The sequence below is a fragment of the Agromyces excoecariae genome, assembly GCF_051715505.1.
Classification (GTDB): Bacteria; Actinomycetota; Actinomycetes; order Actinomycetales; family Microbacteriaceae; genus Agromyces.
In genome coordinates, this window is the sequence record NZ_JBPSLA010000014.1 from 89,633 (window position 1) to 116,054 (window position 26,422).

23 protein-coding genes are annotated in these 26,422 nt (G+C 72.0%); 16 read left to right on the forward strand and 7 right to left on the reverse strand.

The window, feature by feature from the left end:
• The first annotated feature begins 74 nt into the window (after positions 1–74).
• The 5 genes from ACSJD1_RS13815 (at position 75) to ACSJD1_RS13835 (ending at position 3,997) form a co-directional block, all read left to right on the forward strand.
• A complete protein-coding gene (locus tag ACSJD1_RS13815) occupies positions 75–734 on the forward strand; it encodes a TetR family transcriptional regulator (protein ID WP_438855863.1) in 660 nt (219 codons plus the stop codon).
• A 104-nt stretch (positions 735–838) separates the two neighbouring features.
• Complete coding sequence (locus ACSJD1_RS13820; protein ID WP_438855864.1) at positions 839–1,651, forward strand: ABC transporter ATP-binding protein; 813 nt, start codon at positions 839–841, stop codon at positions 1,649–1,651.
• On the forward strand, positions 1,648–2,334 hold the full coding sequence (locus tag ACSJD1_RS13825; protein ID WP_438855865.1) for an ABC transporter permease: 687 nt from the start codon (positions 1,648–1,650) through the stop codon (positions 2,332–2,334). Before ACSJD1_RS13820 ends, ACSJD1_RS13825 begins: the two co-directional genes overlap by 4 nt.
• On the forward strand, positions 2,331–3,074 hold the full coding sequence (locus tag ACSJD1_RS13830; protein ID WP_438855866.1) for an ABC transporter permease: 744 nt from the start codon (positions 2,331–2,333) through the stop codon (positions 3,072–3,074). Before ACSJD1_RS13825 ends, ACSJD1_RS13830 begins: the two co-directional genes overlap by 4 nt.
• Positions 3,071–3,997 (forward strand): ABC transporter substrate-binding protein, encoded by a 927-nt coding sequence (locus ACSJD1_RS13835; protein ID WP_438855867.1) that lies wholly within the window; start codon positions 3,071–3,073, stop codon positions 3,995–3,997. The genes ACSJD1_RS13830 and ACSJD1_RS13835 overlap by 4 nt, the downstream gene beginning before the upstream one ends.
• Here ACSJD1_RS13835 and ACSJD1_RS13840 read toward each other — a convergent pair.
• From ACSJD1_RS13840 to ACSJD1_RS13850, 3 genes are read right to left on the reverse strand one after another with little or no spacing between them, the layout of a single operon-like run.
• Positions 3,994–4,743 carry a DedA family protein gene (locus tag ACSJD1_RS13840; protein WP_438855868.1) on the reverse strand — a complete coding sequence of 250 codons (750 nt, stop codon included), beginning with the start codon at positions 4,741–4,743 and terminating at the stop codon, positions 3,994–3,996. The two genes, ACSJD1_RS13835 and ACSJD1_RS13840, sit on opposite strands and share 4 nt — an antisense overlap.
• A 35-nt stretch (positions 4,744–4,778) precedes the next feature.
• Complete coding sequence (locus ACSJD1_RS13845) at positions 4,779–5,711, reverse strand: M56 family metallopeptidase (protein ID WP_438855869.1); 933 nt, start codon at positions 5,709–5,711, stop codon at positions 4,779–4,781.
• Position 5,712: 1 nt separating this feature from the next.
• Positions 5,713–6,084, reverse strand: coding sequence for a BlaI/MecI/CopY family transcriptional regulator (locus ACSJD1_RS13850; protein ID WP_438855870.1), 372 nt, complete (start codon positions 6,082–6,084; stop codon positions 5,713–5,715).
• 110 nt (positions 6,085–6,194) lie between these two features.
• On the opposite strand from ACSJD1_RS13850, the gene ACSJD1_RS13855 reads away from it, so the two are divergent.
• From ACSJD1_RS13855 to holA, 9 genes are all read left to right on the forward strand, one after another.
• Positions 6,195–7,607 carry a cytochrome ubiquinol oxidase subunit I gene (locus ACSJD1_RS13855; protein WP_438855871.1) on the forward strand — a complete coding sequence of 471 codons (1,413 nt, stop codon included), beginning with the start codon at positions 6,195–6,197 and terminating at the stop codon, positions 7,605–7,607.
• 12 nt (positions 7,608–7,619) lie between these two features.
• Complete coding sequence (gene cydB, locus ACSJD1_RS13860) at positions 7,620–8,624, forward strand: cytochrome d ubiquinol oxidase subunit II (RefSeq protein ID WP_438855872.1); 1,005 nt, start codon at positions 7,620–7,622, stop codon at positions 8,622–8,624.
• Position 8,625: 1 nt separating this feature from the next.
• The gene (gene cydD / locus ACSJD1_RS13865; RefSeq protein WP_438855873.1) at positions 8,626–10,266 is read left to right on the forward strand and encodes a thiol reductant ABC exporter subunit CydD; all 1,641 of its coding nucleotides are present in this window, start codon (positions 8,626–8,628) and stop codon (positions 10,264–10,266) included.
• Complete coding sequence (gene cydC / locus ACSJD1_RS13870; protein WP_438855874.1) at positions 10,259–11,980, forward strand: thiol reductant ABC exporter subunit CydC; 1,722 nt, start codon at positions 10,259–10,261, stop codon at positions 11,978–11,980. The genes cydD and cydC overlap by 8 nt, the downstream gene beginning before the upstream one ends.
• A 98-nt stretch (positions 11,981–12,078) precedes the next feature.
• A complete protein-coding gene (gene pabB, locus ACSJD1_RS13875) occupies positions 12,079–13,548 on the forward strand; it encodes an aminodeoxychorismate synthase component I (protein ID WP_438855875.1) in 1,470 nt (489 codons plus the stop codon).
• A gap of 80 nt (positions 13,549–13,628) precedes the next feature.
• A complete protein-coding gene (gene leuS / locus ACSJD1_RS13880; RefSeq protein ID WP_438855876.1) occupies positions 13,629–16,202 on the forward strand; it encodes a leucine--tRNA ligase in 2,574 nt (857 codons plus the stop codon).
• A gap of 108 nt (positions 16,203–16,310) precedes the next feature.
• Positions 16,311–17,015: a helix-hairpin-helix domain-containing protein gene (locus tag ACSJD1_RS13885; RefSeq protein WP_438855877.1), complete on the forward strand. Its 705-nt coding sequence runs from the start codon at positions 16,311–16,313 to the stop codon at positions 17,013–17,015.
• A 24-nt stretch (positions 17,016–17,039) separates the two neighbouring features.
• Positions 17,040–19,433 carry a ComEC/Rec2 family competence protein gene (locus ACSJD1_RS13890; protein ID WP_438855878.1) on the forward strand — a complete coding sequence of 798 codons (2,394 nt, stop codon included), beginning with the start codon at positions 17,040–17,042 and terminating at the stop codon, positions 19,431–19,433.
• A gap of 28 nt (positions 19,434–19,461) precedes the next feature.
• The gene (gene holA, locus ACSJD1_RS13895) at positions 19,462–20,481 is read left to right on the forward strand and encodes a DNA polymerase III subunit delta (protein ID WP_438855879.1); all 1,020 of its coding nucleotides are present in this window, start codon (positions 19,462–19,464) and stop codon (positions 20,479–20,481) included.
• 66 nt (positions 20,482–20,547) lie between these two features.
• Here the strand turns inward: holA and rpsT are convergent, their stop codons facing one another.
• From rpsT to ACSJD1_RS13915, 4 genes are all read right to left on the reverse strand, one after another.
• Positions 20,548–20,808: a 30S ribosomal protein S20 gene (gene rpsT, locus ACSJD1_RS13900; RefSeq protein WP_129235614.1), complete on the reverse strand. Its 261-nt coding sequence runs from the start codon at positions 20,806–20,808 to the stop codon at positions 20,548–20,550.
• A gap of 164 nt (positions 20,809–20,972) precedes the next feature.
• Positions 20,973–21,734, reverse strand: a complete 762-nt coding sequence (locus ACSJD1_RS13905) for an alpha/beta fold hydrolase (protein WP_438855880.1) — start codon at positions 21,732–21,734, stop codon at positions 20,973–20,975.
• A 3-nt stretch (positions 21,735–21,737) separates the two neighbouring features.
• The gene (locus tag ACSJD1_RS13910) at positions 21,738–22,364 is read right to left on the reverse strand and encodes a response regulator (RefSeq protein WP_438855881.1); all 627 of its coding nucleotides are present in this window, start codon (positions 22,362–22,364) and stop codon (positions 21,738–21,740) included.
• On the reverse strand, positions 22,361–23,587 hold the full coding sequence (locus ACSJD1_RS13915; protein WP_438855882.1) for a sensor histidine kinase: 1,227 nt from the start codon (positions 23,585–23,587) through the stop codon (positions 22,361–22,363). Before ACSJD1_RS13915 ends, ACSJD1_RS13910 begins: the two co-directional genes overlap by 4 nt.
• A gap of 70 nt (positions 23,588–23,657) precedes the next feature.
• Between ACSJD1_RS13915 and ACSJD1_RS13920 the strand changes: the two genes are divergently transcribed.
• Together ACSJD1_RS13920 and lepA are read left to right on the forward strand one after the other, a co-directional pair.
• Positions 23,658–24,494, forward strand: coding sequence for a CPBP family intramembrane glutamic endopeptidase (locus ACSJD1_RS13920; RefSeq protein ID WP_438855883.1), 837 nt, complete (start codon positions 23,658–23,660; stop codon positions 24,492–24,494).
• A gap of 68 nt (positions 24,495–24,562) precedes the next feature.
• Positions 24,563–26,419 carry a translation elongation factor 4 gene (gene lepA, locus ACSJD1_RS13925; protein ID WP_438855884.1) on the forward strand — a complete coding sequence of 619 codons (1,857 nt, stop codon included), beginning with the start codon at positions 24,563–24,565 and terminating at the stop codon, positions 26,417–26,419.
• Positions 26,420–26,422 lie beyond the last annotated feature (3 nt).

Below are 26,422 nucleotides of genomic sequence, written 5' to 3' on the forward strand. Positions count from 1 at the left end.
CAAACCCGCCGCCCCCCGAAGGCGGGACTTCCGCTCGGTCCCGGGTAGAGTGGTCCGGCGAACAAGGAGGACCCGTGCCGAACATCGACCTGATCCTGGGGGCCGATCACGGGCGGAGGCGCTCGGTGCGAACCGAGCCCACGCAGCGACGCAGCTCCCAACGGCTCGACGCACTGCTGGATGCCGCCGCCGAGATCGTCGACGAGCTCGGATTCGAGCGGCTGACCACGCAGATGGTCGCCGAACGGGCCGGCGCCTCCATCGGCACCGTGTACCGGTACTTCCCCGACCGCGTCGCGGTGCTCCACGCCCTTCGCGAGCGGAGCGTCCGGCGCTTCCGCGAGCGGCTGGCCGAGGCCGTCGACGTCGCGGAGCTCGCCGCCTGGTGGGACGTCATCGACCTCGCGCTCGACGTGTGCGCCGACCTCTACCGCGAGGAGCCGGGGTTCGCCGTGGTGTACTCCGCCCCGCGCGAGGCGTCGGAACTCGACGGCGAGCCCGAGATCGCGCACCGCGTCGCACGGCTCCTCGAGCACGACTTCGGCGTGATCGACGACCCCGAGGTCCGGCTCCGGCTCGGCATCGCCCTCGAGATCGGCGCGACGCTCATCCACCGCGCGTTCGTCCGCGACGCCGCCGGTGACGCACGGTACCTCGACGAGGCGCACCGCGTGGTGCGCGACTACCTCGGTCGGCACCTCGCCGACCAGCTCGCCGCCGCCCCCGCAGCCTGAACATCAGCGGCGAACCGCCGCGCCCCCCGTTGCTCCGCCGCGGCGGAGGTGTTTGGCTGGGGGATGCGGCGCCGGTCGGCGCTCGGGACCGACGGAGAGGCAGCATGATCGAGTTCCGCGGCGTCACCAAGCAGTTCCCCGACGGCACGGTCGCCGTGCACGACGTGGACATCGTCATACCGCCCCGCAAGACGACGGTCCTCGTCGGCTCGTCCGGATCCGGCAAGACGACGTTGCTCCGGATGATCAACCGGATGGTCGACCCGACCGCCGGGCAGGTGCTCATCGACGGCACGGATGTCGCGACGGTCGACCCGGTGCGGCTGCGACGCGGCATCGGCTACGTCATGCAGAACTCCGGGCTCCTGCCGCACCGGAAGGTGATCGACAACGTCGCGACGGTGCCCCTGCTCCGTGGCGAGTCTCGGCGTGCCGCACACGCTCGAGCACTCGAACTGCTCGACACCGTCGGGCTCGACCGGTCGCTCGCCGACAAGTACCCGGCGCAGCTGTCGGGGGGCCAGCAGCAGCGCGTCGGGGTCGCCCGCGGCCTGGCCGTCGACCCGAACATCCTGCTCATGGACGAGCCGTTCGGCGCCGTCGACCCCATCGTCCGCGCGGAACTGCAGCAGGAGCTCCTCCGGCTCCAGGAGGAGCTCGGCAAGACGGTCGTCTTCGTGACGCACGACATCGACGAGGCGTTCCTGCTCGGCGACCAGGTGGTGATCATGCAGCAGGGCGGGCTGATCTCGCAGGCGGCCTCGCCCGCCGAGATCCTCGCGCATCCGGCCGACGCGTTCGTCGCCGACTTCGTGGGTGCCGACCGCGGCAAGCGGGCGCTCCACCTCACCGAGGTCGACGGCCGTCGGGTCGTCGTCGACGCCGACGGCCGGGCGGCGGGAGTCCTGGCCCCGTGAACTGGCTCTGGTCGAACCTCGACCTCGTCGGGGAACTCATGCTCGTCCACCTCGCGTTGTCGGTGCCGGCGATCATACTGAGCTTCGTGGTCTCCGTGCCGATCGGCTGGCTCGCCCACCGCTACCGGTGGTCGAGGGGCGTTCTGCTGTCGCTGTGCGGACTCCTCTACGCCATCCCCTCGCTCGCGCTGTTCATCGCCCTGCCGGCGTTCACCGGCCTCAGCCTGCGATCCCCGGTGAACCTCGTCATCGCACTCACGCTGTACGGCATCGCCGTCATCGTGCGCACCTCCGCCGACGCGTTCGACTCGGTCGAGCGCGACATCCGCCAGTCGGCGACCGCCGTCGGCTACTCGACGACCGGCAGGTTCTGGGGCGTCGAGCTGCCGCTGGCCGGGCCGGTGCTGCTCTCGGGACTCCGCGTCGTGATCGTGAGCACCGTGAGCCTCGCCACCGTCGGCGCGGTGATCGGGGTGCAGAGCCTCGGCAGCCTGTTCACCGACGGCTTCCAGCGCGGCATCCAGGTCGAGATCATCACCGGCATCGTCGCGACGATCGTGCTCGCGCTCGGGCTCGACGCGCTCAGCGTGATGCTGGGTCGACTCCTGATGCCGTGGACCCGGCCCGCGGCGTCGAACGGAGGGGTCGCAGCCTCCCGGCGCATCCGGAGGGAGACGGCGTGAACCTCTTCCTCGACGCGTTCGCCTGGCTGGCCGACCCCGCGAACTGGACCGGACCCGGCAGCATCCCGCAACGGATCGCCGAGCACCTCTGGGTCTCCGCCCTCGTGCTCGTGATCGCCTCCGCCATCGCGCTGCCGATCGGCGCGCTCGTCGGCCACACCGGCCGCGGGCGCGAACCCGCGGTGATGATCTCCGGGGGTCTTCGCGCACTGCCCACCCTCGGCGTGCTGACCCTCTTCGGCATCTGGATCGGGATCGGGCTCGCGGCCCCGATCATCTCGCTCGTCATCCTCGCGATCCCGCCGCTGCTCGCGGGCGCCTACGCCGGATTCGAGTCGGTCGACCGGCGCACCATCGACGCCGCCCGGGCGATGGGCATGCGCGAGCTGCAGGTCGTCGGCAAGGTCGAGCTTCCGCTCGGCATGCCGATCGTCGTCGGCGGCATCCGTTCGGCGACGCTCCAGATCATCGCGACCGCGACCCTGGCGGCGTACATCGCCGACGAGGGCCTCGGCCGCTTCATCTTCGCGGGGCTGAAGACCCGCGACTACGGCGAGATGCTCGGCGGGTCGATCCTCGTGATCCTCCTCGCCCTCGTCATCGACGGATGCTTCGCGCTCACGCAGCGCGTCGTCGTCCCCGCCGGCGTCCGTGCGACGCGAACCGCAGAGCTCCGTTCGAGGCCGACCCGGTCGCGAACGGTCGTGGGGCGACCCAACACCGAAGGGAATCAGGAATGATCACAGCAGGAAAAGGCCGGCTCGTTGCGCTCGCAGCGGTCGCGGTCGGGGCGACAGTGGCCCTGGCAGGGTGTGCATCGGGCGATCCGCTCGACAGCGGATCGGGTGACGGCGGGGCCACGGGCGAGACCATCGTCGTGGGTTCGCAGGACTACTACTCGAACGAGATCATCGCCGAGATCTACGCCCAGGCACTCGAGGAGAACGGCTACACCGTCGATCGGCAGTTCCGCATCGGCCAGCGCGAGGTGTACATCCCCGAGATCGAGTCGGGCGCGATCGACGTGTTCCCCGAGTACACGGGCAACCTCCTCCAGTACTACGTGCCCGACACGACGGCCACGACGAGCGACGACGTCTACGCCGAACTCTCCACCTCGCTGCCCGACGGGCTGCGCGTGCTCGACCAGTCGCCGGCCACCGACCAGGACTCGTACAACGTGACGAAGGCGTTCTCCGAGGAGAACGGCGTCACGAGCCTCGCCGACCTCGCCGACGTCACGACGCCGATCACGCTCGGCGGCAACTCCGAGCTCGAGACCCGGCCGTACGGGCCCGAGGGCCTGAAGTCGGTGTACGGCGTCGACGTGGCGTTCACGCCGATCGAGGACAGCGGCGGGCCGCTCACCCTCAAGGCGCTGGTCGACGACCAGGTGCAGATGGTCAACATCTACAGCGCCGACCCGAACATCGCGGCGAACGACCTCGTGACGCTCGAGGACCCGGAGGGGCTCTTCCTGGCGTCGAACGTCGTGCCCGTCGTGAGCGAGAAGGTGACCGACGACATCGCCGAGATCATCGACACGGTGAGCGCTGCGCTCACCGCGGAGGACCTCGTGGCGCTGAACTCCCTGAGCGTCAACGAGCAGCAGTCCGCGGACCAGATCGCAAGCGACTGGCTCGCGGAGCAGTCGCTGTTCTAGGGGACGGTGTCCTCGCGTGAGGGGTCGGTCGCTCCGGCGGCCGGCCCCTCCGCCGTGTCCGCCGGCGAGATGTGCGGCGGGACCGCGGGGTGCGGCGCCGGTGCGGCGGCATCCGTCATGTGCCGTGCCTCGAGTCGGAGCAGGAGCTTCTTGCCGAGCCAGGCGAGCACGAGGAACAGGACGATGGCGCCGACGAAGAGGTAGCCCGCCCAGTGCAGGTTCTCGCTGAGCTCGCGATAGCCGCCGGCGGCCGCCGAGCCGACGCCGACGTAGGCGAACGACCAGATGATGCACGCCGGCGTGGTCCACGCCATGAACCGCCGGTAGGTCATGTCGCTCATGCCCACGGTGAGCGGGACGAGCGAGTGCAGCACCGGAAGGAACCGCGAGATGAAGACCGCCGGTCCGCCGCGCCGCGCGAGGTAGCGCTGCGCCCGGTGCCAGTTGTGCTCGCCGATGCGGCGACCGAGTCGCGAGTGCTGGATGTGCGGGCCGAACCATCGGCCGAGCGCGAAGCCGATGCTCTCGCCCGCGAGCGCCCCGATGATGACCGCGATGGCGAGCGCGACGAATTCGACCGCGCCCTCGACACCGGTCGCGGCGACGAGGACGATCGTGTCGCCCGGCACGATGAGGCCGACCAGGACCGACGTCTCGAGCAGGATGCCGAGCCCGGCGAGCAGCGTCCGCACGACGGGGTCGACGCCCTGCACCGTCGCGAGGATGCCGTCGAGCAGCTCGTTCACGGTTCAGAGCCTATGGGCTGAGGCAGGGAAGTCGATCAGAATGCGATCGCCGCGAGGACGCAGACGGGAACGGCGACGATCCCGGTCGCGAGCAGCCAGGTCGCGTTCCGCGCGCGAGCGTCGAGCGGGTGCAGGTCGGCCTCGAGGCGGGCCAGGCGGCGTTCGAGCACGCGCTCGTCGGGATCGACGGCGTCGATCGGCGAGGTCCCGTACGCCGCGGCGGCGCCCGAACCACCGACCCTGAGCAGGGCCGTGCGCAACGGCTCGAGGCCCACCCTGCGTCGGGGTGCGTCGTCGGCGAGCATCTCGGTGAGCGTCGCGACGGATCGTTCGGCGCGGTTCGCGATCGGGAACCATGGCAGCGCGGCGTGCCAGGCACGGAACGCGAGCAGCACGAGGTGGTGCAGCTGGTCGAGGTGCGCGCGCTCGTGGCCGACGACCGCACGCAGCTCGTCCTCGTCGAGGAGGTCGACGAGTCCGTCGGTGACGACGGTGGCCGTGCGGAATCCGGGGACGCAGTAGGCGACGGGCACTGGATGCGAGAGCACGCGCGCTCCGGTCGAGTCGTTGGCGGGGCTCGCGAGCAGGTCGATCAGCCGGTGCTGGCGGCGCCGGGTGCGCTCCGCTCGGACGGCGGTCGTGCCGAGGTTGAGGGCGAGGTGCACCGCGAGCCCGACGGCGAGCGTGAGTGCGGCGAGGTGGACGACCCCGAACCCGTCGGGGATCGGTCCGGCGTCGAGGACGGGAAGCAGCGCGGTCGCCGCGGCGGACAGCGAACCCGCGGGTGATGCGCCGAACGCCAGGAGTGCGCCGATCATCGAGAGGCCGCCGCCGAGGGCGATGCCCTGCCAGAGCGCGAGCGCCGTGGCGGGGGAGCGGGCGGGCCACTCGGCGCGGGACAGCGCGACGGGCACGGGCCACGCGAGCGCGAGGGCGAGGGCGCCGAGCGCCAGGGCGGCGGCGATCACGTCAGTGGCGCACCAGGTCGTCGAGCAGGCGGCGCAGCGTGTTCGCCTCGCCGGCGCTCACGGTGCCGACGAATCGTGCGAGGGCGGCGTCGCGGTCCGACGACGAGGAGAGCACCTCGTGCATGAGCTCGGCCGTGTGCTCCGCGCGCGAGAGGAGGGCGCTGTACCGATGGGGCCTCGTGTCGCGGCTGCGCCCGACGAACCCCTTGCGCTCGAGGCGGGAGAGGACGGTCAGCACCGTCGTCGTCGCGGGGCCGTGTCCGGGCGCCGACACGAGCGCCAGCCGGTCTCGGACCTCGTTCGCGGTGAGCGCCGAATCGGTCATCCAGAGCTGCTCCATCACGGAGCGCTCCAGCTCGCCGAGACCTGCCATAGGTCGAGGATACCGCGCAAGGGCCCAATGGTTCTACATCGTGTAGAAAACATGCTCTACGCTCTGTAGAAGAATCGCGTCGACGATCGTTCCCATGAAAGGGGCCCCGCGTGAACGAGTTGCTCGATCCGCTCCTGCTCGCCAGGTGGCAGTTCGGTCTCACCACGGTCTACCACTTCCTGTTCGTCCCGATCACGATCGGGCTCGCGACCTCCGCGGCGATCTTCCAGACCGCCTGGGTGCGCACGGGAAAGGTCGAGTACCTGCGCATCACGCGGTTCTTCGGCACCATCTTCCTCATCAACTTCGCGATGGGCGTCGTGACCGGCATCGTGCAGGAGTTCCAGTTCGGCATGAACTGGTCGGAGTACTCGCGCTTCGTCGGCGACGTGTTCGGCGCTCCGCTGGCACTCGAGGGCCTGCTCGCGTTCTTCCTCGAGGCGACCTTCATCGGGCTCTGGATCTTCGGCTGGAACCGCCTGCCCCAGAAGCTGCACCTCGCCACGATCTGGGCGACGGCGATCGGCACCATCCTCTCGGCGTACTTCATCATCGCGGCGAACGCGTTCATGCAGAACCCGGTCGGCTACGAGATGAACGCCGAGCGCGGGCGCGCGGAACTCGTCGACATCTGGGCGCTCCTGACCAACCCGGTCGCGCTCGCGGCGTTCCCGCACACGATCGCGGCCTCGTTCATGGTCAGTTCCGGCCTCATCATCAGCGCGGCCGCCTGGCATCTCGCGCGCAACCAGCACCTCGACACCATGCGACCCGCCCTGAAGTTCGGCCTCTGGGGCATGCTCATCTCCGGAGCGCTCACCACGTTCTTCGGCGACCAGCTGAGCCTCGCCATGGTCGCGACGCAACCGATGAAGATGGCCGCGGCCGAGGCGACCTACGACACGGTCTGCGGGGCGGATGCCTCGTTCTCGCTGTTCACGCTCGGCACGCCCGACGGCACGAGCGAGCTCTTCTCCATCCGCGTCCCGTACCTGCTCTCGCTGCTGTCGACGCACTCACTCGACGGGTGCGTGGAGGGCATCAACGACCTGCAGGCGCAGTACACCGAGCTCTACGGCCCGGGCGACTACGCGCCGATCATCTGGGTCACGTACTGGGCCTTCCGCTGGATGATCGGCCTCGGCGTGCTGCACGTCCTCATCGCACTCGTCGGGCTGTGGCTCACCCGGGGCGACCGGATGCCGAAGCAGCGCTGGGTCTGGACCGTCGCCGTGTGGAGCTTCCCGCTCTCGCTCGCCGCGATGATCGTGGGCTGGGTCTTCACCGAGATGGGCCGGCAACCATGGATCGTCTTCAGCCTGCTGCCCACCGAGTCGGCGGTCTCGCCGAACGTCACCGGCCTCGACGTGCTCATCTCGCTCGTCGCGTTCACGCTCATCTACGGCATCCTCGCCGTCGTCGAGGTGAAGCTCATCGTCCGGGCGATCCGGAAGGGCCCGCCGGAGATCGCGCCGCCCGACCCGGAGACGGGCAAGGTCGAACACACCGCAACGGTCTACTAGGAGGACACGGACATGGATCTCGCAGTGCTCTGGTTCTGGATCGTCGCCTTCCTGTTCGTCGGCTACTTCGTGCTCGACGGGTTCGACTTCGGCGTCGGAATGTCGCTGCCCTTCCTCGGGAAGGACGACACCGACCGTCGGGTCCTCATCAACACCATCGGCCCGGTCTGGGACCTCAACGAGACCTGGGTCATCGTGGCCGGCGCGGCGCTGTTCGCGGCGTTCCCCGAGTGGTACGCGACCCTGTTCTCGGGGTTCTACCTCGCGCTGCTGCTGATCCTGCTGGCGCTCATCGCACGCGGCGTCTCGTTCGAGTACCGGCACCAGCGCCCGGAGGACGCGTGGAAGCGGCGCTTCGACTGGATGATCATCGTCGGCTCGGCCGTGCCCGCCCTCCTCTGGGGCGTCGCGTTCGCGAACATCGTGCAGGGCGTGCCGCTCGACGCCGACCACAACTACACGGGCACGCTGTTCGACCTGCTGAACCCGTACGCCCTGCTCGGCGGGCTCACGACCCTGATGCTGTTCTTCACCCACGGGGTGGTGTTCGTCGCGCTCAAGACGGATGGCGACATCCGTCAGCGTGCGCGTCGCCTCGCGACGCGGGCGGGGCTCATCACGATCGTGGTCGCCGCAGCGTTCCTCGTCTGGACCGGGTTCGCCCACGGCACGGCCTGGTTCTGGGGCCTCGCGGCGGTCGCCGCGCTGGCGCTGATCGGTTCGTGGCTCGCGAACGGCCGCGGCGCGGAGCGGGTCGCGTTCACCCTGATGGCCGTGACGATCGGGGCGGCGGTGTTCGCCCTGTTCGCGGCGCTGTTCCCGGACGTCATGCCGGCATCGAACGACCCGGCGAACAGCCTCACGATCGAGAACGCGTCCAGCACCCCGTACACGCTCACGGTGATGAGCTGGACCGCGCTGATCTTCCTGCCGCTCATCGTCGCCTACCAGGGTTGGACCTACTGGGTGTTCCGCAAGCGCGTCACGCGGCAGACGATCGACGCCGCAGCGCACTGACGTGCGCCCCCTCGATCCCAGACTGCTCCGGCGCTCGCGCGCCGCACGCGGCTTCATCGCCGCGGGCGGCGCGCTCGCGCTGCTCCAGGCGGGCGCGACGGTCGCATTCGCGTGGGCGCTGTCCACGCTCGTCGTCGGCCTCATCGAGGGCGAGTCGCCCGGCGGTGCCACCGTGCTCGTGCTCGTGGCGGCGGCATCCGTTCGCGCCCTCGCGGGCTGGTTGTGGGAGTGGCTGGGCTCGGCCGGGGCGATGCGCGTCAAGGCCGAGCTGCGCGACGCGCTGCTGAGGCGACTCGAGGACCGGGCCGGACGGCGGGGCGTCACGACCGCGCGCGCCGCGACGCTGCTCGGGCCGGGACTCGACGCGCTCGACGAGTACTTCGGGCGCTACCTCCCGCAACTCGTGCTGACGGCGATCGCGACGCCCGTGCTCGTCGTCGCCGCGTGGGGCGCGGACTGGGTCTCCGGACTGATCCTGGTCATCGTGCTGCCGCTCGTCCCGGTATTCATGGCGCTCATCGGAATGGCGACCGAGGTCGTGCAGCGACGCCAGTGGGACCGGCTTCAGGCGCTGTCCCGCGGGTTCCTCGAGGTGCTCGGGGGGCTGTCGACGCTCATGGTCTTCGGTCGCGCCGAGCGACAGGCGCGTCGGATCCGCACGGTCACCGACGAGTACCGGTCGAGCACGATGAAGGTCTTGCGCGTGACCTTCCTCTCCGGGTTCACGCTCGAACTCGCCGGGAGCCTCTCGGTCGCGCTCGTCGCGGTCTCGATCGGGCTGCGGCTCGTCGCGGGCGACATGGCGTTCGCGCCCGGGCTCTTCGTCCTGGTCCTCGCGCCGGACGTCTTCCTGCCCGTGCGGAACGTCGGCGCCGCATTCCACTCCGCGACGGCCGGGCTCGAGGCCTCGAAGGATGCCCTTGACCTCCTCGAGGACGTGCCGACGGTGGCGTCGCCGCACCGAGCGGATGCCGCGGCATCCGACGACGCGGGCCGGAGCGCAGCCGACGCGGAGAACGGCCTGCGCGTCCGCGATCTCGTCGTCGTGCGGGACGGGACGCCCGTGTGCGCGCCGCTCCACCTCGAAGCCGAGCGCGGCGAGCTCGTCGCACTGACGGGTGCGAGCGGCTCCGGGAAGTCCTCCGTGCTCGCCGCGATGCTCGGGTTCGCCGATCGCGCCGGCGAGCTCGAGCTCGACGGCGTCGCACTCGGCGCGGGAACACGACGGCACGTCGCCTGGGCGGGACAGTCGCCGCAACTCGTCGAGGGCACGGTCGCGGAGAACGTCCGCCTCGGCTCGGAGGACGCCGACCCGGACCTGGTCGTGCGAGCGTTCGCCGTGGCCGGCGTCGACGTCGACGCCTCGATGCCGCTCGGACCATCCGGTGCCGGACTCTCCGGAGGGCAGGCGCAGCGGGTGGCGGTGGCGCGAGCGATCCATCGTGCGCTCGCGACCGACGCGCCGCTCGTCCTCCTCGACGAACCCACGTCCGCGCTCGATCCGGAGCGGGAACAGGCGATGGCCGTGGCGCTCAGGGAGTTCGCGCGATCCGGCCGGATCGTGATCGTCACGACGCATCGCGAAGGGCTCGGCGGCGCGGCCGATCGCGTCGTGCGGCTCCGGGAGGTCGTCCGTGCCTGATCGTTCCCGTTCCGTCCTCCGGCAGGCCGTCCCGCCGGTGCGCCGCCTCCTGCCGTCCGTGCTGCTGGGAGTGCTCGCGGGGCTCTCGAGCGTCGCGCTGCTCGCCTCCAGCGCCTGGCTGATCGCGCGAGCCGCCGAGCAGCCGCCCATCCTGTTCCTCTCGCTCGGCGTCGTCGGGGTGCGCGCGTTCGCGATCGGGCGGGCGGTGTTCCGGTACCTCGAACGACTCGCCGGCCACGACGCCGCGTTCCGGCAGCTCGCCGAGATCCGGGTCGGGGTGTTCGAGCGGATGCTTCCGCTCGCGCCTGACGGGCTCACCTCCTCGCGGCGGGGCGACCTCCTCTCGCGCTTCGTCGGAGACGTCGACGAGCTGCAGAACGTGTCGCTCCGGATCGTGCAGCCCGTCGCGAGCGCGATCGTGGTGCTCGTCGCCGCCCTCGCCGGGCTCGCGTGGCTCGCGCCCGGCGCCGCTGCGGCCGTGGGCGTCGTCCTGGTGCTCGGCATCGGGGGCGCCGCGATCGCGCAGGCGCTGCTCGCCGCCCGCGCGGACGATCGGCTCGCGCCGCTCCGCGGCGAGCTGCAGGCGGCGATCGTCGAGCACGTGCAAGCGCTCGACGTGCTCGTGGCGTTCGACGCGGCCGACGCCGGTCGCGAGCGCATCCGATCGCTCGGCCGCAGACTCGAACGTGCCACCCGTGCCCGTGCGTCGGCGATCGGTTTCGCGGCGGCCGCAATGAGCGCCGTCGGGGCCTTCGCCGCGGCGGCGAGCCTCGGCGCCGCGCAGCCGCTGCTCGAGGGCGGGCGGATCGACGGGCCCACGTTCGCCGTCCTCTGCCTCGTCCCGCTCGCGATCGCCGAGGTCGCCGCCGCGATCCCGGTCGCCGTGGGCTCGTTCCGCGTGGTGCGTGCGAGTGCGCGTCGTGTGGCTGATGCGGTCCCGGCGACGGTCCCGGCCGAGATTCCGGCACGGCCCGTCGCCGTCGACGACGACGCTGCGTCGGTCCGCACGCCGACCGCACGACGGGTTCCCGCGATCCGCCTCCGCGGTGCGAGCGCGCGATGGCCGGCGATCGGCGTCGACGAGGCGACGGAGGGTGCCGCGGCATCCGCCCGGCCATCGCTCGCGCCCCTCGACCTCGATCTCGAGCCGGGGGAGCGGGTGCTGGTCAGCGGTCCGTCGGGCGCGGGCAAGACGACGCTCGCGCACCTGCTCGTCCGCTTCCTCGAGTACGGCGGTTCGTATCGACTCGACGACGTCGAGGCGCGCGACCTCGACCCGAGGCAGGTCCGCACCAGGGTCGGACTCGTCGAGCAGCGGCCGTGGCTCTTCGACGAGGACCTGCGCCAGAACCTGGTCTTCGCGCGCGACACCGCGACCGACGCGGAACTGCTCGAGGTGCTCGCCCGCGTCGGCCTCGGGGAGTGGGTGGCCGAACGCGGAGGGCTCGACGCGCGGGTCGGCGAGCGCGGCGCCCTCGTCTCCGGCGGTCAGGCGCAGCGCATCGCGCTGGCGCGGGCGATGCTCGCCGACTTCCCCGTGCTCGTTCTCGACGAGCCGACGGCGAGCGTCGACCCGGCGCAGGCCGACGCCCTGCTCCGGGACTTGCTCGGAGCGGCCGGCGACGAGCGGACGGTGCTGCTGATCTCCCACACGGGTGCGCCGGCGGGGCTCGTGGACCGGTCGATCGAACTCGCCGCCGGCTCGCCCCGTTGACCGGGGGCCCCGCCCATCCTGAGACGTCTGGCGGGTGCCCACGGACCGCGCCCGGCGTCGCGTCCCGTCCGAGCGCGGCGCGGCCCTAGGCTGAGGGGATGCCGCGACGAATCCGCAGCACGGTGCTGCCCGAGTGGCGCGATCCGCGGTCGGTGTTCCTCGCCCTCGCGGCGGATGCCGCCCGCGTGGCCTGGCTCGACGGCGGCGACGACGCGACCACCGGGCGCAGCGTCATCGCCGTGGCCGACGGCGACGCGCCCGTCGTTCGAGCGGGTCGCGACGCCGACCCGGATGCGGTGTACGCGGCGCTGGGCGCGGAGATCGGCGGCCTCGAGCCCGACCCCGGTCGGCACGGCGATCGCGCGGCCGTCGGGTGGCACGGCTGGTTCGGGTACGAGTTCGGCGCGCGGACGCTCGGCGTGCCGGCAGCGGACTCGGCAGCGCCGGATGCGGCGTTCTTCCTCGCCGATCGCGTGGTCGTCTTCGAGCACGCCGCGCGGACGGTTCGCCTGGAGTGGATCGAGGGCGAGGCCGGACGATCGGCCGGCACCGACCGGTGGATTCGGCGGACGACGGTGCGGATCGGGGAGATCGGCTCGGCCGGGGCATCCGTCGACGATCGGTCGCGCGCCGCAGCAGCGATGGCGGCGCCCGCCCGGACGCGCTGGCGCCACTCGCCCGAGGAGTACCGCCGCATGATCGCCGAGTGCAAGGCGGCGATCACGCGTGGCGACGCCTACCAGCTGTGCCTCACCAACCGGGTCGAGGTCGACGTGCGGCCCGACCCGATCGCCGCCTACCTCGCGCTCCGCGCCTCGAGCCCGAGCCACCACGGCGGTCTCGTGCGCATCGACGACATCGCACTGCTCAGCGCGTCGCCCGAGCAGTTCCTCCTCGTCGAGCGCGGAGGCACGGTCTCGACGAAGCCGATGAAGGGCACGCGGCCGCGGTCGGCCGATCCGGCGACGGATGCCGCGCTCCGCGCCGAGCTCCACGCCAGCGAGAAGGAGCGCGCGGAGAACCTCATGATCGTCGACCTCATGCGCAACGACCTCGGCCGCATCGCCGAGCTCGGCACCGTCCGCGTGCCGCACCTGCTGGAGGTCGAGGAGTACCCGCACGTGCACCAGCTCGTCTCGACCGTGACGGCGCGCCTGCGGCATCCGCTCACCGCCCTCGACGCCGTACGCTCGGCCTTCCCCGCCGGGTCGATGACGGGCGCGCCGAAGCTGTCGGCCATGACGATCCTGCACGGGCTCGAGCACGGACCGCGCGGGGTCTACTCCGGGGCGTTCGGATGCCTCGGGGTCGACGGCACCGCCGACCTCGCCATGGTGATCCGCTCGATCGTGCTGACGCCCGACGGGGCGTCGATCGGCACGGGCGGCGGGATCACCGCGCTCTCCGACCCGGACGAGGAGGTCGAGGAGACCCGGGTGAAGGCGCGCGCGCTCATCGCCGCGCTCGGGGGCGTGTCGCCGGGCCCGTGGACGGGGCGTGCCGACGGCGACCACCCGACCGGTGCGCCCGGCGCGAACGCCCGACGCACCGCTCCGGGCATTGAGTAGGCTTGATCCTCGGGCGCCCGTCGTGCGCGCCCGCATCCGGGCGAGTCGCCCGACCCCCGCGCATCACGATTGAGAGTCACGTGGCACACGAGCAGGACACCCCCCAGGCCGAGGCAGGCACCTACGACTTCGCCGCGATCCAGGCGAAGTGGGGTCCGGTGTGGGAGGAGCTCGAGCCGTTCCGCGCGGCGCAGCCGGGTGACACGCGTCCCCGCAAGTACATCCTCGACATGTTCCCGTACCCGTCGGGCGACCTGCACATGGGCCACGCCGAGGCGTTCGGCTTCGGCGACGCCGCTGCGCGGTACTGGCGCCACCAGGGCTTCGACGTGCTGCACCCGATCGGGTGGGACTCCTTCGGCCTGCCCGCCGAGAACGCGGCGATCAAGCGCGGCGCCGACCCGAAGGCGTGGACCTACGCCAACATCGAGCAGCAGAAGCGCTCGTTCAAGCAGTACGCCCCGTCGTTCGACTGGACGCGGGAGCTCCACACGAGCGACCCCGAGTACTACAAGTGGAACCAGTGGCTGTTCCTGAAGCTGTACGAGAAGGGCATCGCGTACCGCAAGGCCGGCCAGGTCAACTGGTGCCCCAACGACCAGACCGTGCTCGCGAACGAGCAGGTCGTCGACGGCCACTGCGAGCGCTGCGGGTTCGTCGTCACGAAGAAGGCGCTGACCCAGTGGTACTTCCGCGTCACCGACTACGCCGACCGCCTGCTCGACGACCTGAACCAGCTCGAGGGCAAGTGGCCGAACAAGGTCCTGACCATGCAGCGCAACTGGATCGGCCGTTCTTCGGGCGCCGACGTCGACTTCGCCATCGAGGGTCGCGACGAGCCGGTCACCGTCTTCACGACGCGCCCTGACACGCTCTACGGTGCGACGTTCATGGTCGTCGCACCCGACTCGGCGCTGGCCGAGGAGCTCGCGGCCGGCGCCTCCGACGAGGTGCGCGCCCGGTTCGAGGGGTACCTCGAGTCGGTGCGGGCCGAGAGCGACATCGACCGACTCTCGACCGATCGGCCGAAGACCGGCGTGTTCCTCGAGCGCTACGCGACGAACCCGCTGAACGGCGAGCGGCTGCCGATCTGGGCCGCCGACTACGTGCTGGCCGACTACGGCCACGGCGCGATCATGGCGGTCCCCGCGCACGACCAGCGCGACCTCGACTTCGCGCGCGCCTTCGAGCTGCCCGTCCGCGTGGTCGTCGACACCAACGCGGCCGTCACCGGGGTGATCCCCGTGATCCCGGTCGACGAGCACGGCGTGCCGCTGCCGCTCGACGACCTGCCCGCGCTCGACCCCGCCGGCACGGGCATCGCCCTCGCGGGCGAGGGCCGGCTGACGAACTCGGGGCCCCTGAACGGCCTGAGCAAGACCAACGCGATCCGACGCGCGATCGAGATCCTCGAGGAGCGCGGCGTCGGTCGCGCCGCGAAGAACTTCCGTCTGCGCGACTGGCTCATCTCCCGCCAGCGGTACTGGGGCACCCCGATCCCGATCATCCACTGCGAGCACTGCGGCGAGGTGCCGGTGCCCGAGGCCGACCTGCCGGTCCGGCTGCCGGATGCCGCGGGGCTCGACCTCAGCCCCAAGGGTGCGAGCCCGCTCGGCGCCGCCGAGGAGTGGGCGCGCGCGACGTGCCCGAACTGCGGGCGCGACGCGCGTCGCGACTCGGACACGATGGACACGTTCGTCGACAGCTCGTGGTACTACCTGCGCTACCTGAACCCGAGCGACGACGAGAAGGCGTTCGACCCGGCCGAGGCCGAGAAGTGGATGCCCGTCGACCAGTACGTCGGCGGCGTCGAGCACGCCATCCTGCACCTGCTCTACTCGCGCTTCGTCACGAAGGTGCTCTTCGACCTCGGCTACCTCGGGTTCACCGAGCCGTTCACGTCGCTGCTCAACCAGGGCATGGTCATCATGGACGGCACCAAGATGTCGAAGTCCAAGGGCAACTTGGTCGAGTTCGCGTCGGAGCTGTCGGCGCACGGTGCCGACGCGCTGCGCGTCACGCTGGCGTTCGCGGGCCCGCCCGAGGACGACATCGACTGGGCCGACGTGTCGCCGGTCGGCGCCGCGAAGTTCCTCGCGCGTGCGTGGCGCATCTCGGGCGAGGTCACCTCGAGCCCCGACGTGGAGTGGAAGTCGGGCGACCCGGCGCTGCGCCGGATCACCCACCGGCTGCTCGCCGATGCCCCGGGCCTGGCCGAGTCGTTCAAGTTCAATGTCATCGTGGCGCGCCTCATGGAGCTCGTGAACGCCACTCGCAAGGCCATCGATTCCGGGCCCGGCGCGGGCGACGCGGCCGTCCGCGAAGCCGCCGAGGTCACGGCCATGGTCCTCGACCTGTTCGCACCGTACACGGCGGAGGACATGTGGGAGCGGCTCGGCTACGAGCCGACGGTCGCGAACGTCGTGTGGCGCAAGGCCGACCCCGCGCTCCTCGTCGAGGAGTCGGTCACGGCGATCGTGCAGGTCGACGGCAAGGTCCGCGACCGGCTCGAGGTCTCGCCGAAGATCGGCGCCGATGAGCTCGAATCGCTCGCGCGGGCCTCGGCCGCGGTGACGCGTTCGGTCGGCGAGCGCGAGATCGTGAACGTCATCGTGCGTGCGCCAAAGCTCGTCAACATCGCCACTCGCGGCTAGGTCCGTCGCGGGGCCGAGTCCTCCTCCACATCGGGAGGGCTCGGCGGACGGCATGCGCACGGCACGGCGGCGCCGACGATGGCCGTGCGGCGACCGTAGCGTCGGTGCGTGACCGATGGACCCCGCGCTGATGCGCTCGCCCCGCTCGCCGGCTCGCGAGCTCGACCGCGGGCTCGCGTCGCGGTCGGCGCGGCCGTCGTGCTCTTCGTCGCCGCGGTCGCCGTCTCCGCGGTCCTCTCGATCGGGGCCGGCGGTGGGGGAGCGCAGGGAGAGATCGTGCGCGTCGACGGCGGCGGCGGGGCCGGCGACGGTTCGACGTCGGGGCGGGTCGTCGACGGCGACGCGTCGACCGGTCCGGGCGATGCCGGGGCGCCGACGATCCTGGTCCACGTGCTCGGCGCGGTCGCCGAGCCGGGCATCGTCGAACTGACGACGGGCGCGCGTGTCGTCGATGCGATCGCCGGGGCCGGCGGCCTCGTCGACGACGCCGACCCGGGCGGTGTGAACCTGGCGCGACTGCTCGCCGACGGCGAGCAGTTGGTCGTTCCGCGAGAGGGCGAGGTGGCGCCGCCGGTCGGCTCCGGCCCCGCAGGCGGAGGGAGCGGCTCGAGCGGCCCGGGCGGCCGGGTCAGCATCAACCGGGCGGATGTCGCGGGCCTCGACACCCTCCCCCGGATCGGGCCGGCACTGGCACAGCGCATCATCGACTGGCGCGAGGCGAACGGACCGTTCACCGACGTCTCGCAACTGATGGAGGTCGCGGGCATCGGCGATGCCGTGTACTCGGGGCTCGTCGACCTCGTGAGCCTCTGAGTGCGGGGGCACGACGTCCGCCTGTTGGGCCCCGCCGTCGTCGCCTGGGCGACCGCGTGGCTCGCGACGACCCTGCCCGATTCCGGCGTGCCGAGCTGGATCGCTCCGACCGTCTCATGGGGTCTCGCCGGGCTCTCGTTCGCGACCCTCCTGCTCGTCGGCGGGCGCATCCGCGGCGGGCGCGGCGGCTCCGATGCCGTCGGCCGCGCCCGCAGGTTTCGGACCGAGGCGGTTGCGGCGGTCCTCCTCGCCGCGACGGCTGCGGGCATCGTCGCCACGTCGGCGTGGGGTGCGCTCGAGCGCCGTCATCCCGAGGTCGTCGCTGCGGCGGCCTCGGCGCGCGAGGTGGTCCGCGCCAGCGTACGGCTGGACGCCGCACCGCGGCCCGCGAACGCGACGCCCTGGTCGGGCGAACCACGGCTGCGAGCCGCCGCGACGCTGCTCGCCCTCTCGAGCGGCGACTCCGGAGCCGGGATGATCGAGGTCCCCTCGGTGCGCCTCGACCTGTCGACGCCCGGCGACGTCGGCGGCGCGGGGTTCGGGTCGACCCTCGTCGTCGAGGGGCGGCTGTCGGAGTTGCCGGCCGGCTCGCGCGCGGCGTACCGCCTCACGGCGTCGACGCTCGTCGGGGCCGGCGCGGCGCCTGCGGCGCTCGCCTGGACCCACCCGCTGCGCGCTGGGCTGGCGGACGCATCCGCCGGGCTCGGCGGCGACGGCGGCTCGCTCGTGCCGGGTCTCGCGATCGGCGACACCTCGCGCGTCGCCGACGACCTGCGCACGGCGATGACCACCGCGTCGCTCACCCACCTCACCGCGGTCTCGGGAGCGAACTGCGCCATCATCACGGCGTTCGCCTTCTGGCTCGCCGGGCTCGCCGGGCTGCCGCGCCCTGCTCGGGTCGTCGTCGCCCTCGTCGCGCTGGGCGGATTCGTCGCCCTCGTGACCCCCGAGGCGAGCGTGGTCCGCGCCTCGGCGATGGCGATCGTCGTGCTCACGGCCTGCGCGACGGCCCGCGCGGCCGGCGGGGTCCCCGCACTCGGCCTCGCGGTCGTCGCGCTCCTCGCGATCGACCCGTGGTACGCCTCCGACGCGGGCTTCGCCCTCTCGGCGTGTGCGACGGCGGGACTCGTGCTGCTCTCGGGGCCGCTCGCGATCGCGCTCGCGAGGTGGATGCCGCGACCTCTCGCCACCGTGACGGCGATCCCCGTCGCAGCCCAGCTCGCCTGCCAACCCGTGCTCGTGCTGCTCGAACCCGTGATCCCGGTGTACGGCGTGCCGGCGAACCTCCTGGCCGCACCCGCCGCGCCGATCGCGACCATGGCGGGCCTCTTGGGGTGCCTGCTGTCGCCGGTGCTTCCATCCGCCGGACTCGCTGCGTTGCAGGTGGCGTGGGTGCCGGCGTCGTGGATCGCCCTCCTTGCGCGCGGCGTCGAGCGGATGCCGCTCACCGGCGTGCCGTGGCCACCGGACGTCGGTGGGGCATCGCTCGTCGCGGCGGCCACCGCGGCCGGTCTCGTGCTGGTGCTCGCCCCGGGGCCGACCGCGCGCCCGACCCTCCGGCGCGGGATACGGCGGGTCGCGTGCGTCGTGCTCTGCCTCAGCGTCGCCGTCCCGCTCGGTTCCGCTGCTGGTCCGACGATCGTCGCGAACGCGTCCCGCCCGGCCTCATGGGACGTCTGGCAATGCGACGTCGGCCAGGGTGACGCCGTCCTCGTCCGGAGCGCCGGGGCGGTGATGCTCGTCGACGCCGGCCCCGATGCCGATGCCCTCGACCGCTGTCTCGCGAACGCCGGCGTCGACCGCATCGACCTCGTCGTGCTCACGCACTGGGACGCCGACCACGTCACGGGCACGGCCGCCCTCGCGGGGAGGGTCGGGACCGTCCTGCACGGACCGCTCGACGGCGCGCGCTCCCGCCGTGCGCTGGAACCGCTGCTCGACGGGGGCGCGACGCACGACGAGGTCGGCGCCGGTGCGACCGGCACGCTCGGCGATGCCCGCTGGCGCGTGGTGTGGCCGCGGGCCGGCGCCGCTCCGGGCAACGACGCGAGCGTCGTCCTCCATCTCATCGCCCCCGGATACCGGGCGATCTTCCTCGGCGACCTCGGTCGTGAGGCGCAGGACGCGATGCGGCGATCGACGGACCTGCCGCAGGTGGATCTCGTGAAGGTGGCGCATCACGGCAGCGCCGACCAGAGTGCCGACCTCTACCGCGAGCTCGCGGCATCCGTCGGGCTCATCGGCGTGGGAGCGGAGAACGGGTACGGGCACCCGACGGCATCACTGCTCGACCTGCTCGACGATGCGCGAACGGCGCCGGTGCGGAGCGACGTGGCGGGCGATGCGGCGCTGCAGGTCGTGGAGGGCGGGTTCGCGCTGTGGGCCGAACGCGACGCCGGTGTCGCCGGCGCTCCGTAGACTGGACCGGCACGACGGAAGGAGCGCGGTGGCGGCACGACAGGGCACCAGCAGGTCGTCGAAGACCGCGATCCCGCAGCTGGCATGGAGCGAAGCACGGCCGGCACCCATCGTCCTGGTCTCCGGCGGTGAAGACGTGCTCGCTGAGCGAGCCCTCACGATGCTGCGCGAGACACTCCGCGCCGAGGACCCGTCACTCGAGGTGAGCGACCTCGAGGCCGACGGCTACACGCGTGGCACCTTGCTGACGCTCGCCAGCCCGTCGTTGTTCGGCGAGCCGCGGCTCATCCGGGTCGCAGGCGTCGAGAAGTCCAGCGACGAATTCCTGCTCGACGCCCTCGAGTACCTCGCCGCGCCGGCCGAGGGCACGACCGTCGTGCTCCGCCATCGCGGGGGCAACCGCGGCAAGAAGCTGCTCGATGCGCTCCGCGCCGGCGAGGGCGGCGGGATCGAGGTCGTCTGCGCCGAGCTCAAGCGCGACGCCGACAAGCAGGACTTCGCGGCGGCCGAGTTCCGGCTCGCCGGCCGGCGCATCGCCCCGGCCGCGCTGCGCGCCCTCGTGGGCGCCTTCAGCGACGACCTCGGCGAACTCGCGGCAGCGTGCCGGCAGCTCATCGCCGACGCCTCGGGCGACATCGACGAGGCGACCGTGCGCAAGTACTACGGCGGCCGCGTCGAGACCAGCGCCTTCGAGGTCGCCGACGCGGCGATCGCCGGCCGTCACGGCGAGGCCCTCATCGCGCTCCGGCACGCACTCGACTCGGGCGCCGACCCCGTACCGATCGTCGCGGCCTTCGCCATGAAGATCCGCACCATGGCGAAGGTCGCGGGCTCGCGCGGCGCGTCGGCGTCGTCGCTCGGTCTCGCGCCATGGCAGGTCGACCGTGCGCGCCGCGACCTCGGAGGGTGGAGCGACGAGGGACTCGGCGTCGCCGTGCAGGCCCTCGCTGCGGCCGATGCCGCCGTGAAGGGCGCCGAGCGCGACCCGGTCTTCGCGCTGGAACGACTCGTCGGCATCATCGCCTCACGCGGTCGCGCCCTCGCCTGAGCCGCCGCAACCGGAACGACGAAGGCCCCGCACCGTTCGGTGCGGGGCCTTCGGAGGATGCTCTGATCAGAGCGCGGCGACCTGCTTCGCGATGGCCGACTTGCGGTTCGCGGCCTGGTTCTTGTGGATCACGCCCTTGCTCACGGCCTTGTCGAGCTTGCGGGTCGCGACGCGGAGGGCGGCGGTGGCCTTCTCCTTGTCGCCCTCGGCGACGGCCTTGCGGGTGGCGGTGATGACGGTCTTGAGCTCGCTCTTCACGGCCTTGTTGCGCTCCTGCGCCTTCAGGTTGGTGCGGATGCGCTTGATCTGCGACTTGATGTTTGCCACGTGGTTCGTCTTTCGTGTGTTCTGCGGGTACCGGAGTTGCCGCAATCGGTAGAGGGGCCGTCGCGGCGCATCGTGCGGGGTGGGACCCACACGCAAGCCAACAGGCAACGATACCAGCAACGCCCGTGCGGCAGCAAAGCGACGCGGGACGGGCTCTCGCCGCGTCAGCCGGGTCCGCGCGACACGGCGGCGGCACCGTGTCGGATCTCCCGCAGTTCGAGTTCGGCCACGGCGCCGAGCACGGCCGCGGTGAACTCCTCCGGGCGGGCGAGGCTCACGAGGTGCGTCGCCCCTTCGATGTGCACGAGCCGGCCGTCGGCGGCCGCCCGCAGCATCCGTCGCTCCTCGAACCGGAAGTGGTCGTAGCGCCCGTTGACGAACCAGAGCGGGACCTCGATTCGCGCGATCGAGGCCTCGAGGTCGAGCCGGCCGATCGCCGTGATCGCCGGACGCATGACGTCGAGCGCGACGCCGCCGGCCACGATGTCGTCGACGGCCGAATGGGAGAGGAAGAGGCGCGCCGTCCGGTCGTTGAGGGCTCGACCCTGATCGGGGAGCCGGCCGATGGCGTCGGCGAGACGCAGGTAGCCGTGCAGTCCGGGCCCACGCGGTCGAGTGCCGCACGAGGCGGCGACGAGACCCTCGAGGGCGTGCGGATGCCGCGCCGCGAACTCGATCGACAGGTACCCGCCGAGGCTCAGTCCCACGAGCAGCCGCGGCACGCCGGGCACCGGGTCGCCCAGCGCGTGGCCGATCACGTCGAGCGCGTCCTCGAGCGTGAACGGCTCGCCGAGCCGGGCCCCGTGACCCGGCAGGTCGACGGGCACGACCTCGAGGTCGTGGCGCTCGAGCCGCCGCACCTGACCGCGCCACATCGTGGCCGACGTGCGGATGCCGTGGACGAGGACGACGCGGGCGCGCGGCATCCGTCAGCCCGCCCGGATCGCCCCGAGTTCGCGGGCGCGTGCGACCGCTGCGGTGCGCGACCCGACGCCGAGCTTGGTGAAGATGTGCACGAGGTGCGACTTCACGGTCGCCTCACTGAGGAAGAGCGACTGGCCGATCTCCCGGTTCGTCCGCCCGGCGGCGACGAGGGCGAGCACCTCGGCCTCGCGCACCGTGAGCCGCTGGTCGCCGGAGCGCTGGGACTCGTCGAGCCGCGAGGCGACCGTCGGGGCGAGCGCGGACTCGCCGGCCGCCGCGGCGCGGATCGCCGCCACGAGTTCGCCCGGCGGGGCGTCCTTCAAGAGGTACCCGCTCGCACCGGCCTCGATCGCGCCGAGGATGTCGGCGTCGGTGTCGTAGTTCGTGAGGACCAGCACGCGCGGCGCGTTCGGCATGGAGCGGATCCGGCGGGTCGCGTCGACGCCCTGCAGCGCGCCCGGGAACTGCAGGTCCATCAGCACGAGGTCGACGCCGGGGGTCTCCGCCAGGCGCACGGCCTCCTCGGCGCTCGAGGCCTCGCCCACGACATGGAGGTCGTCCTCGGCCTCGAGGAGCGCGCGCATGCCGGCGCGCACGACGGGGTGGTCGTCGCTGAGCAGCAGCCGGATCATGCGGTGGCCACCGGGATCCGCACCGACAGGGCGGTGCCGCCGCCGTGCGTGGACTCGACGTCGACCGTGCCACCGAGGCTCTCCGCACGTCGACGGATCGCTCGGAGGCCGAAGGACGGGGCCTCGTCGTCGTCCCCGGAGAGCGCCGACGGCTCGAAGCCGACGCCGTCGTCGACCACGTCGAGCGCGACCTCGTCGCCGAGGTAGCTCAGCGTGAGCTCGGCACGCGCGGCGTCGGCGTGCTTGACGACGTTCGACAGCGACCCCTGCGCGATGCGCAGCAGCGTCGCCTCGATCGACATCGGCAGCGCGACCGGATCGCCGCTCAGCGAGAACGCGATGCGCGTGCGCGTGCCCGCCTGCCGCGCCTGCTCGTTCGTGGCGTCGGCGAGTCGTCGGAGGGCGCTCGGGAGGGTCTGCTCGTCGAGCGCCGGCGGTGTGAGCTCGCGGATGAATCGGCGGGTCTCCTGCAGGTTGTCGGCGGCGGTCTCGCGGGCGAGGCGGAGCTTGTCGCGCGTGCCCTCGTCGGCGATGTCGCGCTCGGCCGCGTGCAGCAGCATCTGGATGCTCGAGAGCCCCTGGGCCACGGTGTCGTGGATCTCACGCGCGATGCGCTCGCGCTCGGCGAGGGTGCCGGCCTCGCGGCTGGCCGCGGCGAGCTCCTCGCGCGTGGCGAGCAGGTCGAGGATGAGCGACTGGCGTTCGCGCGTCTCGACCGCCATCGCGCGGTAGCCGAGTCCGATGATGACGGCGACGCCCGCCGAGATGAACGGACCGAGGACGCTGCCGACCTCGAGGCCGAGCTGCGAGGTCGAGCTCCACACGCTGATGAGGAAGGTCACGCCGACGAGCGGCACCGCCCACCGCGCGGGGAGCACGTGCAGCTCGAGGAAGAAGAGCGGGAACGCGAGGAACGCCGCGTCGGGCGTCAGCGCGCTGAGCCCGAGCCAGAGCCCGAGCAGCATGATCAGCCAGGCCGCCCGCATCCATGGCGTCACCACCTGGTGCGCGGTGACCACGCCGACGAGGTACGCGCCGATGAAGGCGATCGAGAGGATCGAGATCGCGATCAGCTGGTCCCCGCCGACGAGCACGGCCCTGGCGAGGACGAACATCGTCAGGCCGACGACGAGCACGTGGAGGCCGACGCGCAACGAGACGAAGACAGGGCGCAGGGCGGACGGCTGGACCCGTCCGACGAGTGGGGCATCGAGCACGGTCATGGTGAGATTCAGCGTAGTCCGGGGCCCCTCGGGCGGCATCCGTCGAAAGTGGGATCGCACGCATGGGAGCATGGGCAGTGACGTGAGCCACCACGACGCACCGGACCCGGGCGTCGCCGGGGCGGGAGATGCTCGCCGCCGGCGACCGCTGCTGTTCCTCGGCCTGACCATGGCCGTGTCGCTTCCCTTCTTCGGCCTGCTCGCACTGGACGCGCCCATGCCGTTCGGGCTGCCGCCGACGGTCGTCGTGATCCTGGCCCCGGCCGTCGTCGCCACGTCGATGTCCGCGGCCGAGGGCGGTCGTGCGGCGGTCGGCCGCCTGTGGAGGTCGCTCGACCCACGGCGAGCGCGCACTCCGTCTGCCTGGCTGGCGGCCTTCCTCGTCGTCCCGGCCATGGGTCTGCTCGAGTGGCTGCTCCGCGCCTCGTCCGGGTCGGGCGCGGGCACCGGCGGACCGCCGACCTCCTTGACGATGGCCCCGGCGTTCTTCCTCGTCTTCATGCTCGGCGCGATCCCGGAGGAGATCGGCTGGTCGGGCTACGCGACGGGTCCGCTGGCCGAGCGCTGGGGCGTCCTGGCGGCCGGGTGCGGCATCGGGCTCGTGTGGGCGGCATGGCACTGGGCTCCGTACCTCGCCCAGGGCCGTGACCTCGGTTGGATCGCGGGACAGACCCTCCTCGACCTCGCCCTCCGCACCCTCATGGTGTGGGTCTTCGTTCGTGGAGGCGGCAGCACGCTCCTGGTCTGCGTCGTCCACGCGCTCGGGAACACGGTCGCCCTGTATCCGAGCGGGTTCGCCGACTCGGATCCGTGGGCGCAGCTGTGGGCCCTGCTGGTCGTCGGCGCGGCATGGATCGCCGTCGTCCGCCTGATCGACGCCCGCCGCGGCCGCACCCGATCCGCCTGAGCGGATCGGTCGAGGGCCGGGGACGAGCGCGTGCGGGGCCCGCGCGAACTCATGGGAGAATCGTGGGGATGTCTCCGAGAGCCGCCCACCCGCCGGTGCCCGCCGCCACCGATCCTGCGCTGATCCGCAACTTCTGCATCATCGCGCACATCGACCACGGCAAGTCGACCCTCGCCGACCGCATGCTGCAGATCACGGGGGTGGTCGCCGACCGCGACATGCGCGCGCAGTACCTCGACCGCATGGACATCGAGCGCGAGCGCGGCATCACGATCAAGAGCCAGGCCGTGCGCATGCCGTGGGAGCTCGGCAGCACGGGCTACGCGCTGAACATGATCGACACCCCCGGCCACGTCGACTTCAGCTACGAGGTCTCGCGCTCGCTCGCGGCGTGCGAGGGCGCCATCCTGCTGGTGGATGCCGCGCAGGGCATCGAGGCGCAGACGCTCGCGAACCTCTACCTCGCCCTCGAGAACGACCTCGAGATCATCCCGGTGCTGAACAAGATCGATCTCCCCGCCGCCGAGCCCGAGAAGTACGCGCGCGAGCTCGCCGACCTGATCGGCGGCTCGCCCGACGACGTGCTGCGGGTGTCGGGCAAGACCGGCATGGGCGTGGAGGACCTGCTCGACCGGGTGGTCGAGCGCATCCCGGCACCGACGGGGAACGCGGATGCGCCGGCGAGGGCGATGATCTTCGACTCGGTCTACGACAGCTACCGCGGCGTCGTCACCTACGTCCGCATGGTCGACGGCCAGCTGAACCCTCGCGAGCGCATCCAGATGATGTCCACGAAGGCGACGCACGAGATCCTCGAGATCGGCGTGAGCGCCCCGGAGCCGACCCCCACCAAGGGCCTCGGCGTCGGCGAGGTCGGCTACTTGATCACCGGCGTGAAGGACGTGCGGCAGTCGAAGGTCGGCGACACGGTCACGAGCGCCGCGAAGCCCGCGCCCGACGCACTGGCCGGCTATACCGAGCCGCTGCCGATGGTGTTCTCTGGCCTCTACCCGATCGACGGCAGCGACTACCCCGAACTGCGCGAGGCGCTCGACAAGCTCAAGCTCTCCGACGCGGCGCTCGTGTACGAGCCCGAGACGTCGGTCGCCCTCGGCTTCGGCTTCCGCTGCGGCTTCCTCGGCCTCCTGCACCTCGAGATCGTCACCGAGCGGCTCCGCCGCGAGTTCGACCTCGACATCATCGCGACCGCGCCGTCCGTGGTCTACGAGGTGACGACCGAGGACAAGAAGTCGGTCACGGTCACCAACCCGAGCGAGTTCCCGACCGGCGGAAAGATCGCCGAGGTGCGGGAGCCCATCGTGAAGGCGGCCATCCTCGCCCCGAAGGACTACGTGGGCACCATCATGGAGCTCTGCCAGTCCCGTCGCGGCACGCTGCTCGGCATGGAGTACCTCGGCGAGGACCGGGTCGAGATCCGCTACAACATGCCGCTCGGCGAGATCGTGTTCGACTTCTTCGACAACCTCAAGTCGAAGACCGCCGGATACGCCTCCCTCGACTACGAGCCTGCGGGCGACCAGGCCGCCGACCTCGTGAAGGTCGACATCCTCCTGCAGGGCGAGCAGGTCGACGCGTTCAGCGCGATCGTGCACCGCGACAAGGCCTACGCGTACGGCGTGCTCATGACGGGGCGCCTGCGCGAACTCATTCCCAGGCAGCAGTTCGAGGTGCCCATCCAGGCGGCGATCGGGGCGCGCATCATCGCGCGCGAGTCGATCCGCGCCATCCGGAAGGACGTGCTCGCGAAGTGCTACGGCGGTGACATCACCCGCAAGCGCAAGCTCCTCGAGAAGCAGAAGGAGGGCAAGAAGCGCATGAAGATGGTGGGCCGCGTCGAGGTGCCGCAGGAGGCGTTCATCGCCGCCCTCTCGGGGGAGACCGAGAAGAAGGACGCGAAGAAGTAGGGG

Bases quoted from the DNA above. Each gene is read 5' to 3' on its own strand.
- ACSJD1_RS13820 (WP_438855864.1), top strand. From the start codon at position 839: ATGATCGAGTTCCGCGGCGTCACCAAGCAGTTCCCCGACGGCACGGTC.
- ACSJD1_RS13835 (WP_438855867.1), top strand. From the start codon at position 3,071: ATGATCACAGCAGGAAAAGGCCGGCTCGTTGCGCTCGCAGCGGTCGCG.
- ACSJD1_RS13850 (WP_438855870.1), bottom strand. From the start codon at position 6,084: ATGGCAGGTCTCGGCGAGCTGGAGCGCTCCGTGATGGAGCAGCTCTGG.
- cydB (WP_438855872.1), top strand. From the start codon at position 7,620: ATGGATCTCGCAGTGCTCTGGTTCTGGATCGTCGCCTTCCTGTTCGTC.
- pabB (WP_438855875.1), top strand. From the start codon at position 12,079: ATGCCGCGACGAATCCGCAGCACGGTGCTGCCCGAGTGGCGCGATCCG.
- ACSJD1_RS13905 (WP_438855880.1), bottom strand. From the start codon at position 21,734: ATGCCGCGCGCCCGCGTCGTCCTCGTCCACGGCATCCGCACGTCGGCC.
- ACSJD1_RS13910 (WP_438855881.1), bottom strand. From the start codon at position 22,364: ATGATCCGGCTGCTGCTCAGCGACGACCACCCCGTCGTGCGCGCCGGC.
- ACSJD1_RS13915 (WP_438855882.1), bottom strand. From the start codon at position 23,587: ATGACCGTGCTCGATGCCCCACTCGTCGGACGGGTCCAGCCGTCCGCC.
- ACSJD1_RS13920 (WP_438855883.1), top strand. From the start codon at position 23,658: ATGGGCAGTGACGTGAGCCACCACGACGCACCGGACCCGGGCGTCGCC.
- lepA (WP_438855884.1), top strand. From the start codon at position 24,563: ATGTCTCCGAGAGCCGCCCACCCGCCGGTGCCCGCCGCCACCGATCCT.